General features: G+C 43.5%; 14 protein-coding genes. 11 read left to right on the top strand and 3 right to left on the bottom strand.

Annotated elements, in window-relative coordinates:
* The 3 genes from Bovatus_RS18365 to Bovatus_RS18355 are packed head-to-tail and all read right to left on the bottom strand — an operon-like array spanning position 1 to position 3516.
* Positions 1-657: an ABC transporter ATP-binding protein gene (locus Bovatus_RS18365; RefSeq protein ID WP_004322218.1), complete on the bottom strand. Its 657-nt coding sequence runs from the start codon at positions 655-657 to the stop codon at positions 1-3.
* Between the two features lie 7 nt (positions 658-664).
* Positions 665-1399, bottom strand: coding sequence for a tRNA threonylcarbamoyladenosine dehydratase (locus Bovatus_RS18360; protein WP_032842925.1), 735 nt, complete (start codon positions 1397-1399; stop codon positions 665-667).
* Positions 1381-3516, bottom strand: a complete 2136-nt coding sequence (locus Bovatus_RS18355) for a cation:proton antiporter domain-containing protein (RefSeq protein ID WP_004299709.1) — start codon at positions 3514-3516, stop codon at positions 1381-1383. The genes Bovatus_RS18360 and Bovatus_RS18355 overlap by 19 nt, the downstream gene beginning before the upstream one ends.
* 252 nt (positions 3517-3768) lie before the next feature.
* Here Bovatus_RS18355 and Bovatus_RS18350 point away from each other — a divergent pair, with 252 nt between their 5' ends.
* From Bovatus_RS18350 to Bovatus_RS18300, 11 genes are all read left to right on the top strand, one after another.
* Positions 3769-4776 carry an aspartate-semialdehyde dehydrogenase gene (locus Bovatus_RS18350; protein ID WP_004299708.1) on the top strand — a complete coding sequence of 336 codons (1008 nt, stop codon included), beginning with the start codon at positions 3769-3771 and terminating at the stop codon, positions 4774-4776.
* A 240-nt stretch (positions 4777-5016) separates the two neighbouring features.
* Complete coding sequence (locus Bovatus_RS18345; protein ID WP_004299707.1) at positions 5017-7854, top strand: TonB-dependent receptor; 2838 nt, start codon at positions 5017-5019, stop codon at positions 7852-7854.
* A gap of 4 nt (positions 7855-7858) precedes the next feature.
* Positions 7859-9091, top strand: coding sequence for a DUF4876 domain-containing protein (locus tag Bovatus_RS18340; protein WP_004322223.1), 1233 nt, complete (start codon positions 7859-7861; stop codon positions 9089-9091).
* Positions 9084-10595, top strand: a complete 1512-nt coding sequence (locus tag Bovatus_RS18335) for a DUF6850 family outer membrane beta-barrel protein (RefSeq protein WP_004299705.1) — start codon at positions 9084-9086, stop codon at positions 10593-10595. The genes Bovatus_RS18340 and Bovatus_RS18335 overlap by 8 nt, the downstream gene beginning before the upstream one ends.
* A 35-nt stretch (positions 10596-10630) precedes the next feature.
* Positions 10631-12256: a fimbrillin family protein gene (locus tag Bovatus_RS18330; protein WP_004299704.1), complete on the top strand. Its 1626-nt coding sequence runs from the start codon at positions 10631-10633 to the stop codon at positions 12254-12256.
* A gap of 202 nt (positions 12257-12458) precedes the next feature.
* The gene (locus Bovatus_RS18325) at positions 12459-13046 is read left to right on the top strand and encodes a hypothetical protein (protein ID WP_004299703.1); all 588 of its coding nucleotides are present in this window, start codon (positions 12459-12461) and stop codon (positions 13044-13046) included.
* Complete coding sequence (locus Bovatus_RS18320; protein ID WP_004299702.1) at positions 13033-13599, top strand: PepSY-associated TM helix domain-containing protein; 567 nt, start codon at positions 13033-13035, stop codon at positions 13597-13599. Before Bovatus_RS18325 ends, Bovatus_RS18320 begins: the two co-directional genes overlap by 14 nt.
* A 22-nt stretch (positions 13600-13621) precedes the next feature.
* Complete coding sequence (locus tag Bovatus_RS18315) at positions 13622-14509, top strand: ABC transporter ATP-binding protein (protein ID WP_004299701.1); 888 nt, start codon at positions 13622-13624, stop codon at positions 14507-14509.
* Between the two features lie 70 nt (positions 14510-14579).
* The gene (locus tag Bovatus_RS18310) at positions 14580-15248 is read left to right on the top strand and encodes a hypothetical protein (protein ID WP_004299700.1); all 669 of its coding nucleotides are present in this window, start codon (positions 14580-14582) and stop codon (positions 15246-15248) included.
* 40 nt (positions 15249-15288) lie between these two features.
* The gene (locus Bovatus_RS18305) at positions 15289-16323 is read left to right on the top strand and encodes a DUF4857 domain-containing protein (protein ID WP_004299699.1); all 1035 of its coding nucleotides are present in this window, start codon (positions 15289-15291) and stop codon (positions 16321-16323) included.
* Positions 16324-16584: 261 nt separating this feature from the next.
* Complete coding sequence (locus Bovatus_RS18300; protein ID WP_004299697.1) at positions 16585-17859, top strand: hypothetical protein; 1275 nt, start codon at positions 16585-16587, stop codon at positions 17857-17859.
* Positions 17860-17867 lie beyond the last annotated feature (8 nt).

Below are 17867 nucleotides of genomic sequence, written 5' to 3'. Positions count from 1 at the left end.
TTAATCTTTTTTAATCATACCATCCACTATATGAACGGTCCGGTCCGTAATTTTGGCAAGCCCCTCGTCATGCGTCACAATGACAAAAGTCTGCCCCAGCCGGTCTCTCAAATCGAAGAATAGTTGATGTAAATCTTCTTTATTATGTGTATCCAGACTACCGGATGGTTCGTCTGCCAGAATAACTGCCGGATCGTTGATTAAAGCCCTCGCTACCGCTACCCGTTGTTTCTCGCCTCCCGACAATTCATTCGGTTTATGAGAAGCCCTGTCAACCAGTCCCATAAAATCCAGAATCTTCATAGCGCGTTCGTGCGCCTCCTTCGAAGATACCCCGGCGATTAAAGCGGGAATCATCACATTTTCCAATGCCGTGAACTCCGGCAGTAGTTGGTGAAACTGGAAAACAAAACCAATATTCTTATTACGAAATGCAGATAGTTCTTTCTCCTTCATCCGACTCACCACTGTTCCGTCAATCTGTACCACACCTGCGTCCGGTTCATCTAAAGTGCCCATTATCTGCAATAACGTAGTTTTACCCGCACCGCTCGGGCCTACAATACTAATAATTTCTCCTTTGTTGATTTCCAGATCAATGCCTTTCAACACCTGTAATGAGCCGAAACTCTTCGTAATCCCTTCTAGTTTTATCATAATAGCCTTATAATCGTTTAATGACATATTCAGCCAGATAACACCCAAACACGGCCGGCATATAACTAACTGTTCCACATGTCGATTTCTTATTCTGTTCATCCTCCGTCAGCAATACCGCTTTCGGATCGGCTTGCTCCGTACTGAATACCACCGGAAGTTTCCGTTTCATTCCCATCTTCTGCAAACGCTTTCGCACAGCCTTACTCAAACCGCAATGATACGTCTCCCAAAGATCGGCAAAACGAACCTGAGTAATGTCACTCTTCGCCCCTGCTCCCATACTGGAAACTATCTTTATACGACGTTTCATCGCTTCATAAATCAGAAAGCATTTCGGACTGATCGTATCAATAGCATCTACTATAAAATCATATTTATCGGCATCCAGCAGTTCCGGTATATTTTCATCCTTCAGGTAAACAGGAAGGACAGTCAGCTCAATCGCCGGATTTATATCTTTATAACGGGCTGCCAACACTTCCGCTTTCGTCCTCCCCAGCGTGGAATGCATGGCCGGCAACTGACGATTCATATTAGTAGGCTGCACTGTATCGGCATCTACAATCGTCATCCGCCCGACACCTGCACGGCAAATCATCTCGGCGGCATAAGCACCTACTCCACCCAGTCCCACGACCAATACGTGCGCGTTCCGGATGCGTTCCATCTTTTCCTCTCCTAACAGGAGTTCCGTTCTCTGTTGCCAGTCGTATCTTTCCATTAGTTTTTCTTTAACCATTTATAGAACCATTTGCCGACCTTCTCATAATGTTGAGACTCATTATGTCCACGAGGATCGGAGAATGACACAATTTCCTGCGGTTCGCCAAACTGGTCGGGATACAGGATTATCAAACTATTATTAGAGAAATATTTTCCTAATTGTGCCGGGAGACGTTCAAAAGAGGGATCATAAGAGATAGATCCGCGACGGGCAGAGATAACTACCAATAAATGGTCATAATTCACCTGCCCTGTCAACAGCAAGAGATCCTCCCACTCCTCCAATATGGAGAATTCCGTCGGAGTACCTGCATGTCGCTTTTTCACAAGTTGCTGAACACGCATCAATGTACGCTCATTGGCAAAAAAATGCACCCGACAGCCCAGGATACTTCCCATACGGCAGAAGTGTTCCACCCATTTAGAGAATCCCGATTCATATTCAGCCTTTGGCGGAACGGCAATATTGATTCGACGCAGGGTATTAACAGGCATCAGGAATTTGGCAATCATCACTTCACGATGCGTACCTTTCAACAGACTTTCGGCCAGATGTCCGAAGAAAGAGTCGACAATATTTGCTTTCCGGTGCAGACCGATCACAATATCCGTAGCTTCATACTCCTTGATTGTATGGATAATCCCCGAAGCAATATTCAAGTCATAGCGACTCACCATCGTAACAGGCACATCAGCGGCAGCGGCAATCATAGCCGCCTTCTCCAGATTACGTTTACCCTGCTGCTCTTTCTTCTCCGAACTATTATTGTCATTGATAACGTTCAATGCCACCAATGCATTTTTCTGCTTAGCATCCTTTATTACTAAAGCCAGATTAATCAAATCTTCAATCGTCTCCGGGTTAGCCACCGGAATCAAGATTTGTTCCGTATTTACTTTCTTAGCTTCTTCTTCCGCCTGCACATTTTCATCCAGAGCAAAACGACGTGCCGAACGTTCGGTTACCAAAGAACTGATGACACAAGTGAAAAGTATCATCACTACCGTACCGTTCAATACATCATCATTCAGCAACCGTTCTCCATTCTCCATAATGATTTCATGACCGATCAACACTGCTGCCAGTGTAGCTGCGGCCTGCGCATTACTTAAACCGAATATCATGCTCCGTTCATTCGACTGCATCCGATAGATCTTTTGTGTGATCCAGGCAGCCAGCCATTTACTAAAGGTTGCCACCACTGTCATCACAATAGCCACTTTCAATGCTTCACCTCCGGTAAACAGGCTTCTTACATCAATAATCATTCCGACACCAATCAGAAAATAGGGAATAAACAGTGCATTTCCCACAAATTCCAACCGGTTCATCAAAGGAGATACATGAGGAATCAGGCGATTCAATACCAAGCCCGCCAGGAAAGCTCCTAAGATTCCTTCCATTCCTACAAATTCCATCAATCCTCCTCCGAGGAAAACCATCGCCAGCACAAACACAAACTGCATCACGCTGTCATCGTACTTCCGGAAGAACCAGCGTCCGATACGGGGGAAAAAGAATACAATCAGGAATCCGAGGAAAGCCACTTTTGCCACAAGAAATACCCAGAACCAGCCATCGACAGTCCCCTTAAACATGCCTCCTATGACGGCAAGAATAATCAAAGCAAGGGTGACGGTGACAGCAGTACCACCAATGGTGATATTGACACTGCGCAAACGAGACAATCCGTAACGGCTAATAATAGGATAAGCAATTAAGGTATGGGAAGCATACATACTTGCCAACAGCACCGCCGTGAGAAAACCATATCCCAGCATACTCATACTACTCCATATTCCCAACGCCATAGGAATCAGAAAAGTGAGCCAGCCGAACACGAAACTTTTCGTCCGGTTCTTCTTAAAGTCCTCCATATCCATCTCAAGACCGGCAAGGAACATGATGTAATAGAGTCCTACTTTACCAAACAGTTCAAAACTACTGTCGCGGTCGAGCACATGAAAACCGTGTTCGCCAATCAGCACACCCGCCAGAATCATGCCTATAATATGAGGTATATGGAGACGCCCCAAAATCATCGGAGCAAAAAGAATGATAATTAGTACCAAAAAGAACACCCAGGTCGGATCAGAAATCGGCAGCGTTAAATTGAGATCAAACAGGTTCATAGGCTGTGTTTTTTAGGAATTTTCTGCAAAGGAACAAAAAAGTTTGCAGAATCCAATGAATGTCTAATGGTCATTTCACTCCAATAACCACGTCCAACTATACGGAAGCATGAGTAATCCGCCGAAAAACTGAAATATTTCTCTCAAAATCGATGTTTATATGCTAAATTGTTATAATTTTGCAGCCAAATCTTTTCTATTCGACAGGATAAGGAGAGAAATTCAATATTCACAATTTAACAAAAGAAAAAGATGAAAGTAGCTATTGTTGGCGTAAGCGGAGCCGTAGGACAAGAGTTCCTGCGCGTGCTCGATGAGAGAAACTTCCCGATGGACGAGTTAGTTTTGTTCGGTTCTAAACGTAGTGCCGGAACAACATATACTTTCCGCGGTAAACAGATCGAGGTGAAACTCTTACAACACAACGATGACTTTAAAGGGGTAGACATTGCTTTCACTTCTGCCGGTGCAGGAACATCTAAGGAGTTCGAGAAAACAATTACCAAGTATGGTGCTGTGATGATCGACAACTCCAGCGCTTTCCGTATGGATGCCGATGTGCCTTTGGTGGTGCCTGAAGTAAATGCAGAGGATGCATTGGAACGTCCGCGCGGCGTTATCGCCAACCCTAATTGTACGACTATCCAGATGGTAGTTGCACTGAAAGCCATCGAAAAGCTTTCTCATATAAAAACCGTGCACGTGTCTACCTATCAGGCAGCAAGTGGTGCGGGTGCCGCTGCCATGGACGAATTGTACGAACAATATCGTCAGGTATTGGCAAACGAACCTGTGACTGTAGAGAAGTTTGCCTATCAGTTGGCTTTCAACCTGATTCCGCAGATCGACGTGTTTACAGAAAACGGTTATACGAAAGAAGAGATGAAGATGTATAATGAAACACGCAAGATCATGCATTCTGACGTAAAAGTTAGCGCAACTTGCGTACGTGTTCCTGCATTACGTGCTCACTCTGAAAGTATTTGGGTAGAAACTGAACGTCCGATTTCCGTAGAAGAGGCTCGTGAAGCATTCGCTAACGGTGAAGGTCTGGTTCTGCAGGACAATCCTGCCGAAAAAGAATACCCGATGCCGCTGTTCCTGGCAGGTAAAGATCCGGTATACGTAGGCCGTATCCGCAAAGACCTGACAAACGAAAACGGATTGACTTTCTGGATTGTAGGTGACCAGATCAAGAAAGGCGCTGCACTGAATGCTGTGCAGATTGCCGAATATCTGATTAAAGTAAAAAATATCTAATACAATAGACTGGATATAATATCCGGTCAATGATAGATAAGCCAAATAAATCAACCGGTTTGCAATGTGATAGTAATCGCAATGCAAGCCGGTTTTTTATTCTCCAAGCTGCAATTAGAGGGAAAATACCTATTCGTAGGTAACGAGTCACTAGTTATAGGTATCAGGATTTGCCAAAATAACTATTTATAGCGATTGATACAAACTCGTTTTTTATCGAATTTTGCGCAAAACTTATCTATGAAGTATTGTCTTTTTAATATAGCATTCTGGGGGCTACTATTTTTCAATTTATTTGAGGCCGCAGCTAATTCAAACATCTATACAATCTCGGGACGTGTGACCGAGGCAAAAACGAATTCTCCCCTGCCTGGTACTTCTATTCTCATTAAAGGTACCTATTTGTGGGCCGTATCCAATCAGAAAGGAGAATTTACGATACAAGGAGTACAGGAAGGGAAATATAATCTGGAGGTTTCTTTTTTGGGTTATGTACCGGCAACAATTCCCGTAAATGTGCGCAGCAATATCAATAACCTTCCTATCATACTCAAAGAAAATACACTTGCACTGGATGATGTAGTCGTTACTGCACAAGCACCTAAAAATGAATTAAACACGACGCTCACCATCGGAAATCATGCATTGGAGCATCTACAGGTATCCAACGTGAGCGATATCTCCGCTCTCCTTCCGGGAGGAAAGACTAAAGTGCCGGATCTTACCGCCAATAATATCTTCTCATTACGCGACGGAGGGTCAACAGCCGGCAATGCCGCATTTGGAACAGCCGTAGAAGTGGATGGAGTTCGTATTGGAAACAATGGTTCGTTTGGCAATATGAGCGGAGTGGATACCCGGAATATCACTGTTGCAGATATTGAATCGGTGGAAGTCATCACCGGAGTGCCTTCGGCAGAATATGGAGACTTGAATAGTGGTATGGTCAAGATTCACACCCGGAAAGGGAAAACACCCTGGAACATATTGCTGTCTATCAATCCTCGCACCGAACAGGTTTCATTTGCTAAAGGATTGGATTTAGGAAACGATAAAGGAGTCATCAACATAAACGGTGAGTGGACCAAGGCTACTCAAAAGTTGGTATCTCCCTATTCTTCTTATACAAGAAGAGGATTCTCTGCCGGATATAGCAACACGTTCCGCAACGTATTAAGATTCGACATCGGTGTTACAGGCAATATCGGAGGAATGAATACCAAAGATGATCCTGATGCCTATTCGGGAGAATACAACAAAGTGAGAGATAACGTATTCCGGACAAACACTTCACTGGCCTGGCTGCTCAACAAATCGTGGATAACCAACCTTAAGTTCGACGCATCAATATACTACAATGATAACAACTCCCACGCGCATACGTTCTACTCCTATGCATCGGAGCAACCGGCTGTCCATGCCACGGAGGAAGGATATTTTATGGCAAACAAACTGCCATATACTTACTTTGCCGACCAAATCATCGACTCCAAAGAACTGGATTATGCCGCATCGTTAAAATATGAATGGAACAGACGGTTTAAGACTGTAAACAGCAACCTGAAAGCGGGTGTTCAATGGAAAGCAACAGGCAATGTGGGTGAAGGAGAATATTACAAAGACCCGTCATTGGCTCCGAACGGTTATCGTCCCCGTCCTTACACTACTTATCCATATATGCATAATGTTTCGCTTTATGCAGAAGAAAGTCTGTCATTTCCTGTGGGAAATACCATGCTTAGACTGATGGCAGGGGTGCGTTGGGAACATTTGTTTATCAAGGGAACGAAATATAAAAATCTGAATACTCTATCTCCGCGTTTCAATGCCAGATGGCAGTTGAACGAATATATCGCTATCCGTGGCGGCTGGGGAATTACCGAAAAGCTGCCCTCTTTCTACACCTTGTATCCCAAACAGGAATATCGGGACATACAGACCTTCGGCTTTTCCTATAATAAGATTGAATCATCTTATATATATTATAGTCAGCCCTACACGTTATTGCACAATGAAAACCTACGCTGGCAACGGAATCAGAACGCAGAAATCGGTCTGGACGTCAACATTGCCCGTACCAGAATTTCATTAGTCGGTTATTTCAACCGTACCAAGCTGCCGTATAAATACGCAAGTACTTATACTCCGTTCTCCTATGATGTGCTCCAATTGCCGGATGGATTCACTATGCCGACTAACCCGCAAATCAATGTAGATAACCAGACAGGGATGGTTTACATACGCGACAATGCATCCAGTTACTGGACTCCTATGGATGTCAAAGTGACCGACCAGACTTTTGTAAAGTCAACTTCTCCCGACAATGGAATGGACGTGATTCGTCGCGGAGCGGAAATGATTGTTGATTTCCCGGAAATTACTCCGATTCGCACGCAATTCCGGGTAGATGCCGCTTATACTTATACGAAATACATCGACAACTCTTTATCGTATTATTATCAGAATGGATGGTCGCACACCAGTCTTGCCAATCGTTCTTACCAATATGTAGGTATCTACGCCAACGGCGACAACTTATCGACTACTGCCAACGGCAAGCGTACCCACTCGCTGGATGCCAATATCACAGCCATCACCCGTATTCCGAAAGCCAGACTGATTATCTCGTGCCGACTGGAAGCTTCGCTTGTGAAGCGTTCGCAGAACATCTCCGAGTATCAAGGAAAAGAATATGCTTTCAATGTGAGCGAAAGCAGTAATACCCAAACCGGGGGAAGTATCTATGACGGTAACTCTTATACCGCTATCTGGCCGGTAGCATACCTCGACCTGAATAATGAGATGCATCCTTTCACATCAGCGGAAGCCGCGAATCCGGAATTCTCCTACCTGATACGCAAATCGGGCAATGCCTATACATTTGCAGCAGACGGATATGATCCTTATTTTTCTGCCAATATCAATATCACCAAAGAGATTGGAGACTATGTATCTCTTTCTCTCAATGCGATTAATTTCACCAACTCACGGCCTTATGTAAAATCTCATGCAACGGGTGTAAGCGCTCTCTTCACCCCGGATTTCTATTATGGACTTACTTGCCGTATCAAATTCTAACTATATGAAACAATTCATCTACATATTATTACTAACAGTGACTGGCATCTTTGCGGGATGCACAGATATCGATAAAGAGAATCCGTATGACAACCAGTTGCACAGCCTGCAGGTTACTGCCGTATATCCGGACGGATACACGGATCATCTCCGGGAAGGAGTGACCGTAAAGATTGAAGATGTCGACCGTGGAAATTCTTACAAGGCTAAAACCGACAAGAATGGAGTGGCGCAATTCTCTTTGACCAAAGGTATATACCGCGTACAAGTCAGCGACAAAGGCGGAAAGGATATTTTCAACGGATTAGCTGATAATGTCAAACTAACCAGCGGAGACATATCTCTTAATCTCCCACTCATTCATTCCAAGGCCGGGACGATCATTATTAAAGAGATTTACTGCGGAGGATGCACAAAGTTACCGCTGGAAGGAAATTATCAATCCGACAAGTACATTATCCTGCATAATAACGACTCGGAAGTGCAATATCTGGATAGTTTATGCTTCGGAGCACTCGACCCTTACAATTCACAAGCCACTAATGTATGGGTGACACAGGATGAAGCAACCGGAGCAACTATCTTCAAGGACTTTGCTCCCATCGTTCAGTGTATCTGGCAATTTGGCGGTACCGGTAAAACGTTCCCGCTTCAGCCGGGAGAAGATGCAGTGATTGCCATCAACGGAGCGGTTGACCATGCGGCACAATATCCGCAATCTGTCAACCTGAACAAACCCGGATATTTTGTATGCTATAATAATGTTTATTTTCCGAACACACAGTATCATCCGGCTCCGGGCGACCAGATCACACCGGATCATTACCTGAACGTAGTGTTGAAGACTGGTCAGGCGAACGCCTATTCATTCTCGATATTTTCTCCTGCCGCGGTTATTTTTAAAGCCAAGGATACCACGATACAGGACTTCGTTCTAAAAGAGGGAAGCGTCATACAAAAACCGGGAAGCACTACGGATCAGGTGATAGCGATACCACTTGACTGGGTGATTGATGGCACGGAAGTATATTATGGCGGTTCTTCCAACAATAAAAAGCGTATTTCTCCATCCATCGATGCGGGATATGTCACTCAAAGTGCCACATACAACGGACGCAGTTTATACCGTCATGTGGATGAAGAAGCGACACAGGAAGCGGGTTACGAAGTACTGGTAGATACAAACAACTCTTCTACCGATTTTTATGAACGGGAAAAACAATCTTTGCATGAGTGAGATGAAGAAAATATATATAACAGGCCTTTGGATCCTATGTCTGACATCCGGAGTTTCGGCGCAGACTTATGACATCATCGAACGGCGTAACTCCTGGAATGCCGGGACAAATGTCACAGGTATCATGATGGACAGTATTTCTGCTTCCTATGCCGAACTGTACGGAAAGAATAACCACGGTGATTTCCACAACTATTACGAAGCAAAAGAAGCATGGAGTGCCGGAGCGGTAGCAAAGTCCATCACTCATCTGAAAGGCTATTCACTGACGGGTTCATTCTCATTCGATCATACTTCAGGCAAGGATATGAGCGGTTCGATGTTTATCCACCCAGGATTTTATCCCGTAGACCTCCTGGAGTTCACACCCGGACGTAAAGACTTGCAAACTTACACTTTCATGGGTGGTATTGCAACTGATATTTCACCCAACTGGCGATTAGGAGGAAAGATAGACTTTGCCGCTTCCAACTATTCCAAACGAAAGGACTTGCGGCATACCAATTACCGACTGGATTTGAAAATAGCCCCCAGCGTCATGTATCATTCGGGAGATATGGCGATCGGCTTTTCCTATATTCTCGGTAAAAACAGTGAATCAGTGAAAGCAGAAGTCATCGGTACAGCCGAAAACTCTTACAATGCTTTTCTGGATAAAGGACTTATGTATGGAGCTTACGAGGCATGGGACGGGAGTGGAATCCATCTTAGTGAATCGGGTGTCAACGGTTTCCCCATCAAAGAATTGTCGAACGGGGGAGCCTTGCAACTTCAATGGAAAGGATTTTACGGAGATGCTGAATACACGTATTCTTCAGGTTCTGCCGGTGAAAGAGATGCTATCTGGTTTAAATTTCCAACCCACCGAATTACCTCCCATTTGAGTTATCATTTCAAACAGGAAAAGAAAGAGCATTTTCTGCGACTGAACTTGCAATGGTCACATCTGGTCAACAACGAAAATGTGATAACCAAAGAAACTGTGAACGGGATAACGACCACTCACGTACACGGTTCCAATCGTATTTTTGAGCAGGATGTTTTCTCCGTCCATCCCGAATATGAATTGATTAGTCCCCGCACGGAACTTCGCCTGGGAACGAATATATCAACATTCAGACGACTGACCACACAGATGTATCCTTATGTGGTTTCGGAAAAGATGATTTGTAGCCAGACTTATATCTCCAGCGTATTTCATCTGGGGAAACTCGACCTGAAAGCGGCTGCATCCTTTGCCATAGGAAACTTTACCGAGAAAAACAGGACTACGGCAACAGATACGGAACCGGGTGATCCGCCTTATCGGCTGACTGATTATTACAATCTGAAAAATGAATATGCAACCGCCCCACAAGCGACATTTCATCTCGGATTGCGCTATCATTTCAACTATGGAATTTATGCGGAAGTACAGGGTAGTTATACGCACGGTTTCAACCTGCAATATATAGATGGTTCGAACCGTTGGAACGAGACTATCAAATTAGGATATACTTTTTGAGAACAATGAATATAAATAAACTAAATTATTAAGCAATGAAAAAGAGTTTGACATTTATCTTCGCAGCAGCGCTTTTGGTCTCTTGTCAGCAGGAAGAGAACGAAGCTACGACTCCTGCAAACAGTCGCATTACTATCTCTCCCATTATTACACGTGCTACGGAAGTTAACTTTGAAACCGGAGATAAAATCGGTGTTACAATCACCCAAAACGGTGACTTCGTATATGCAGAGAATAAACAGATGACATACAATGACGGAGTATTTGCAGGCGATTTACTCTGGTACCCGGAAGGAAATGACAAATCGCAAATAGTAGCCTATTATCCCTATAAAGAGAGTAATACTCCGGCTTCATTTACTGTTGAAACCGATCAGACTAGTGGATATGGAGCGTCAGATTTTATGGCAGCAAAGAAATCGGATGTACTTCCGACTACCAACGTTATAAGCATGAACTTCAAACACATGTTTACTAAATTAGTGATTAATGTAACAAAGGAAGTAGAAGCTAACATCTCGTCTATCGCATTGAAAGGTTCCATCCCGACTGCAACTCTTGATTTGAGTGCTCTCACAGTGACTGCTGATGCAAACGCCTCCGCAACAAGCATTGTTGCACAAGCCGTTAAAGCGAATGAGACATACCGCGCCATTATCGTTCCCCAAACAGTAGCCTTGACGCTTGAAGTAGCAACATCTGACGGCAAGACCTTGTCACAGAAGCTCACATCTACCACTTTGGCACAAGGAGGACAATACAGTGTGAACATTCGCGTGTTACCTGACGATATAGAAGTCAAACTTAGTGGTGACATTGAAAACTGGACAGATGAGGGTGAAATTGGAGCTGATAATGAGATTCCTTTCGAGGAACATCTCGATCAGAACTATTTCCTGTATGATAATGTAAAATATAAGACTGTAACTCTCTCAAACGGTACGACATGGATGGCTGAACCGCTTATTTATTTACCGAAAGGGTATACTCCTTCAAGTGATCCAACTGCTGATAGCCATGTTTGGTATCCGTATGAAATCACAGCCGACGGTGCAACCGTAGCTACAACAAAAGAAAGTGCCATAAAAGAATTAGGTTATCTATATGATTTCCAGGCTGCACTGGGTGGTAAAGAAATTACTGATAGTAATCTGACCTCCTTTGAAGGAGCACAAGGAATCTGCCCGAAAGGATGGCACATACCGACACGTCTGGAGTACTTTAATCTGGTAGGAAAAACAACGAATGATGCCGACGGCAAGGTACCGGCTGATGGTGATAAAGCTCTTTTTTATGATACAGCTTATGATGGAGCCAAAATATCATCACTGATGGATGCAGGATTCAATTACCAATTCTCCGGTGTTCGTATGGCAACAAGTCTTACAGGCGCCGGCAGCTACCAAAAAACTGCAATAGCAGATGACGCCAAGATTCAAGCTGCGTGGCATGGAAAACCGGCAATGAATTATCTCATGACTTCGACCGCCTACAAGCCCATATACAATAGTACCAGCGGCCTACTAACCAATATACAGTTCTTTGGATTAATGAGTACAATCAATGCAACCAAGTATCCGGAAGGCAGATTATCATTATCTTATGTTAGCATTAAAGCCGGTATGCAAGTTCGTTGCATAAGGGATCAAGCCGGCAACTAAAAGACTAATATTTGTTTCATGCCTTGAAACCTTTAGTTTCTCGGTGAGAAACCAACAGTTTCAAGGTTTGAAACTACCAGTTTCACACTGGGAAACTAAAAGTTTCAAGTAAGGCTACCCCCCTCGCCCGTAAGGCGAACTACGATAAGCTATAAACAAACGAAAAACAGATTACAAACTATATAAAAACGAAGCAATAACAATGAAAACAAAAAAGCTAACAATCGCAATTGCCATCGTGGCAATGACTTTTATCGGAACTTCATGTGGTAACAAACAACAGAAAAGCGCATCAGAAGCGACTACAGAACAGTCTGCATCTTCCGCCTTGGAAATTGATTCTCTTCTTGCCAATGCCGAAAGCCTTGCAGGACAAGAAGTGACCATTGAAGGCGTCTGCACACATACCTGCAAACATGGCGCAAAGAAAATCTTCCTGATGGGTAGCGACGATACCCAAGTGATCCGTGTAGAAGCGGGCACTTTGGGAGCATTCGATCCTAAATGCGTGAACTCCATCGTTCGTGTTACCGGAACACTGAAAGAACAACGCATTGACGAAGCCTACCTCCAGAACTGGGAAGCACAACTCAAAGCACAAGCTGCCGAAAAACACGGAACCGGTGAAGCCGGATGCGATTCTGAAAAGAAAGCACGCGGCGAAACAGCCAACAGTCCCGAAGCCCGCATCGCAGACTTCCGCGCAAAAATAGCCGACCGCAAAGCAGAAACAGGAAAAGAGTATTTATCTTTCTATTTTATGGAAGCCAACTCGTATGGAGTGGAGTAGTACTGTTCGTAAATGGAGCCGGCTCATACACCGTGACCTGTCATTTTTCTTTTCCGGAATGGTATTGATATATGCCATTTCCGGAATTGTAATGAATCACCGTGATACGATTAATCCGAACTTCTCCATCACGCGGAAAGAATATAAAATAGCGGAAAAGCTACCGGACAAAGCAGGAATGAGTAAAGAGAAAGTACTTACTCTACTGGAACCTTTGGGAGAAACCGGCAACTATACCAAATTTTACTTCCCGAAAACGGACGTAATGAAAGTCTTCCTGAAAGGCGGCTCCAATCTCCTGGTAAACGTGAAGACAGGAGAAGCGGTATATGAATCCGTCACCCGCCGCCCGCTTATCGGAGCAATGTCCCGTTTACATTACAACCCGGGACAATGGTGGACTTACTTTGCTGATATTTTCGCCATCGCTCTTATTATCATTACTCTCTCCGGCATCATCATGCTGAAAGGAAATAAGGGTATTATCGGCAGAGGAGGAATTGAAGTCATTGTCGGAATCTTGATTCCCATTCTTTTCCTTTTCTTCTTTTGAATAGAATAACAGATAAAATCAAATGGAACATATTATCGAATGTAACAATCTGACGCACTATTACGGCAAACGGTTGATTTACGAAAATCTTAGTTTCACAGTACCCAAAGGACGCATCCTGGGACTGTTGGGAAAGAACGGTACGGGCAAGACCACCACTATCAATATCTTGAGCGGTTACCTGAAACCCCGTTCGGGAGAATGTCGCATCTTCGGACAGGAGATACAGACAATGGCACCGGCTCTGCGTCGCAATATCGGACTGCTCATCGAAGGTCATGTGCAATATCAATTCATGACCATCACCGAGATAGAGAAATTCTACGCAGCTTTCTACCCCGGTCAATGGAAAAAGGAAGCGTACTATGAACTGATGAATAAGTTGAAAGTCGCTCCCGGACAACGTATCTCACGTATGTCATGCGGACAGCGCTCACAAGTTGCCCTCGGACTTATCCTTGCACAAAACCCGGAACTTCTAGTATTGGACGACTTCTCACTCGGACTCGATCCCGGTTACCGCCGCTTGTTTGTCGACTATCTCCGTGACTATGCCCGCTCGGAAGGGAAAACCGTCTTCCTGACCTCACATATCATTCAGGATATGGAACGACTCGTTGATGACTGTATTATCATGGACTACGGAAAGATACTGATTCAGAAACCAATCGTCGAATTACTGGAAAAAGGACGTCGCTACACTTTCACTATTCCCGAAGGTTATGAACTTCCTGCGTCTGATGATTTCTATCATCCTTCTGTCATGCGAAACCAGTTGGAGACCTTCTCCTTCCTGCAACCGACAGAGACAGAAGCAAAACTGAAATCAATGTCAGTGCCTTACACTAATTTTCATAGTGAACAGGTAAATTTGGAGGATGCATTTATCGGCCTGACAGGCAAATACTGATTAAATTAAGAATAAAAATTGGCTACTCGTAACCCACAAATCATAATTCATAAATCATAAATCCTCAAAAATGTACGCTATATTTTATAAAGAATGGATAAAGACACGGTGGTATTTTCTGCTTGCCGTGCTCGCCACACTCGGTTTTACAGGCTATTGTATGCTTCGCATCAACCGGGTGGTAGAAATGAAAGGGGCTGCTCATGTATGGGAAGTCATGCTGCAACGCGATGTTATCTTCATTGATATGTTGCAATATATCCCCCTGATTGCCGGAATCCTGATGGCAATCGTGCAGTTTGTCCCCGAGATGCAACGCAAATGTTTGAAACTGACTCTCCATCTGCCTTATCCGGAACTAAAAATGACGGGCAATATGTTACTCTCCGGACTCATATTGATTCTTGTCTGTTTTGCTTCTAATTTCCTGTTGATGGAAGTATACCTGAACGGAATACTTGCCCATGAACTGAAGAACCACATATTGCTCACCGCTTTAACGTGGTATCTTGCCGGGATTTCCGGCTACCTGCTCGTCGCATGGATCTGCCTTGAACCGGCATGGAAACGTCGTATTCTGAATCTCATTATCGCTGTATTGTTACTCCGGATCTTCTTTCTGTCGCCCACACCGGAAGCATACAACAAGTTCCTCCCTTATTTAGTGGTTTATACTTTGTTGACAGCTTCTTTCTCGTGGCTTTCTATCGTACGATTTAAGGCCGGAAAGCAGGACTAAACAATTAAAAATTAAAGATTAAAAATTAAAAGATTGAGAAATGAGACGTTTCAGTACCATACTATTATATGTAACCATCGCTTTCCTGCTTCTTTGGCAGTTGCCTTGGTGTTACAATTTCTTTGTCGTAAAGCCGGAGAAGACTCCCTTTACCCTATATAGTTTCGTCATTGGCGATTTCGCACAGATGGGACAGGAAGAGGGAAAGGGAAGCGTGCGTCGCGACTTGGCAGGTAATATTTATTCGGAAGCAGCTTTCGACAGTATCCTGCCTATGTTTTATTTTCGTCAGTTGATGTCCGATGAGCGTTTTCCGGATACCATTAAAGGGATAGCAGTAACTCCTAAAATGGTACAGACGGAGAATTTCAACTTCCGCAGTGTACCTTCGGATATCAATGCGCCTTCCATCGGACTTCATCCTCTGATGGAATCCATGTCAGGACGTGTGGACTTAAAAATGCCGGATGACGTATTTCGTATCACCTCCAAAGGGATCGAATTCATCGACATGGCCTCCAACAGCGTAAAGGAAGACAAGAGTCTTCAGTTTACCGAAGCTATGACTAAAAAGGAGTTTCGTTTCCCGGCAACGGAGATTGTAGGAAATCCGACGGTGAAAAAGGAGTATGACGAAGGTTATCTTCTATTGGATGCCGACCGCCGTCTGTTTCATCTGAAACAGGTGAAAGGGCGTCCGTATGTCCGTGCCATCACCTTGCCTGAAGGACTGACGTTAAAGCATCTGTATCTGACCGAGTTCAGAAACAAAAAGACGCTTGCTTTTATGACCGATGTCAACAACGCCTTCTATGTGTTGCAGAATCGGACGTATGAAATCGTAAAAACAGGAATCCCGGTATTCAATCCCGAAACGGATGCACTAACCATTATCGGTAATATGTTCGATTGGACGGTACGTGTGACTACTCCGACCTCTGATAATTATTACGCATTGAATGCCGACGATTATTCATTGATTAAAAAATTAGAGAACGCATCGTCTACTCATTCCATGCCCGGTATTACTTTCACATCTTATACTGATAAATATGTAATGCCACGTTTCGAATAGTATTCCCATATTGAATGTAACAGTTGTAAGGGACTATCAAAAGTCAATCTATTAAATATGACTTAGGGTAGTCCCTTACTGTTTTCTTCCCATGCGTGTATAGGAAACAAAAAGAATTACAATCTTTTCTTCTGTAAGTATGGGCTTTTTCCGGCAAGAAAGTTTATCTTTGCCGACTCATTCAAATATTCAGACCGCAATTGCTTCTGCATTATACACAAACAAATACGGTAAAACGAAAAAACTCAAATTAAAAACCGTATGAAAGTTTACAAAGCATTTACTTTCCTAAGTATCTTCATCATATTGTTCTATAATTGTTCGCTCCCTACTGATGACGAAGAAAAAGGAGATTCAGAGGGAGAGGATACAGTTATCTCCGAACTTCCCTGGGAAGGAGAGATGGACAAATTCACCATCAATTCTAAAGAAGGAATCCATCTGAATGATCCATACGAAGACGCCGGAACAGCTTATGTCACCATTCCTTCCACCTCTGTAAAAAATACCCGTTGGGAATTTGGAGTTCACCTCACCTTTAATCCTTCCGCTAACAATTATGCACGATTTTATCTGACTTCTTCCTCAAACATTCTTTCCGAGAATTTAAACGGTTATTATATTCAGATAGGAGGAGCCAAAGATAATGTAACTCTTTATCGTCAAAACGGAGACCAATCTAAACTACTGGCTTCGGGAAGAGAGTTGATGAAAGGAGACTCTTCACCGAAACTATATATAAAAGTAGAACGTGACAATAATGGTTACTGGACTTTTTGGACACGACGTGAATCCGAGAATGAATACGTAAAAGAAAAACAAATAAAAGATACCGATATACAAACTTCCCGCTACTGCGGTATATACTGCATTTACACCAAAACCCGCTGTAAAGGATTTACATTTCATCACATACAGCTATCTAATAACGTAGAAACGGACACTACACCTGATGAAACACCCGATCATCCCGGAACAGACATTCCAGATAATCCGAACACCCCCGAATTACCGAAAGATGTGAGAGGTATGCTTCTTTTCAATGAAATCATGTATAATAATGCCACTGATGGTGCAGAATATATAGAAATCTACAATCCGACTGAACAGGCTATCATTTTACCGGTACTTTATCTATATAAGATGTATAAAGACGGGGCAATATACAATACTACCATCCTTCAAAATGAAAGTCCTTCTACTCCCCTAACCATTCCTGCCAAAGCATATCTTTGCTTCACGAAATACTTCAACAGAGTCGTTCAGAAACATAAAGTCGGTGGAGAAAATATAATAATTATACCGAACTTCCCGGCACTGAACAATAATGGCGGGTATCTGGCACTTTCAAGTAGTAAAGAGACTGCACCAGGACATACTTTTGACACTTGTTGTTTTAGAGATGAAATGCACACCATTGATAAAATAACCGGCGTTTCGCTTGAAAAGAAATCTCCGGAGTTGTCCTCGCTCAACAAAAACTGGCGTTCCTCCAAACATGCCACCGGAGGCACACCCGGAATAAAAAATATGTAAGAGTATGT

This window comes from Bacteroides ovatus (assembly GCF_001314995.1).
GTDB classification, from domain to species: Bacteria; Bacteroidota; Bacteroidia; order Bacteroidales; family Bacteroidaceae; genus Bacteroides; species Bacteroides ovatus.
This window is presented reverse-complemented; position numbering and strand designations above follow the sequence as displayed.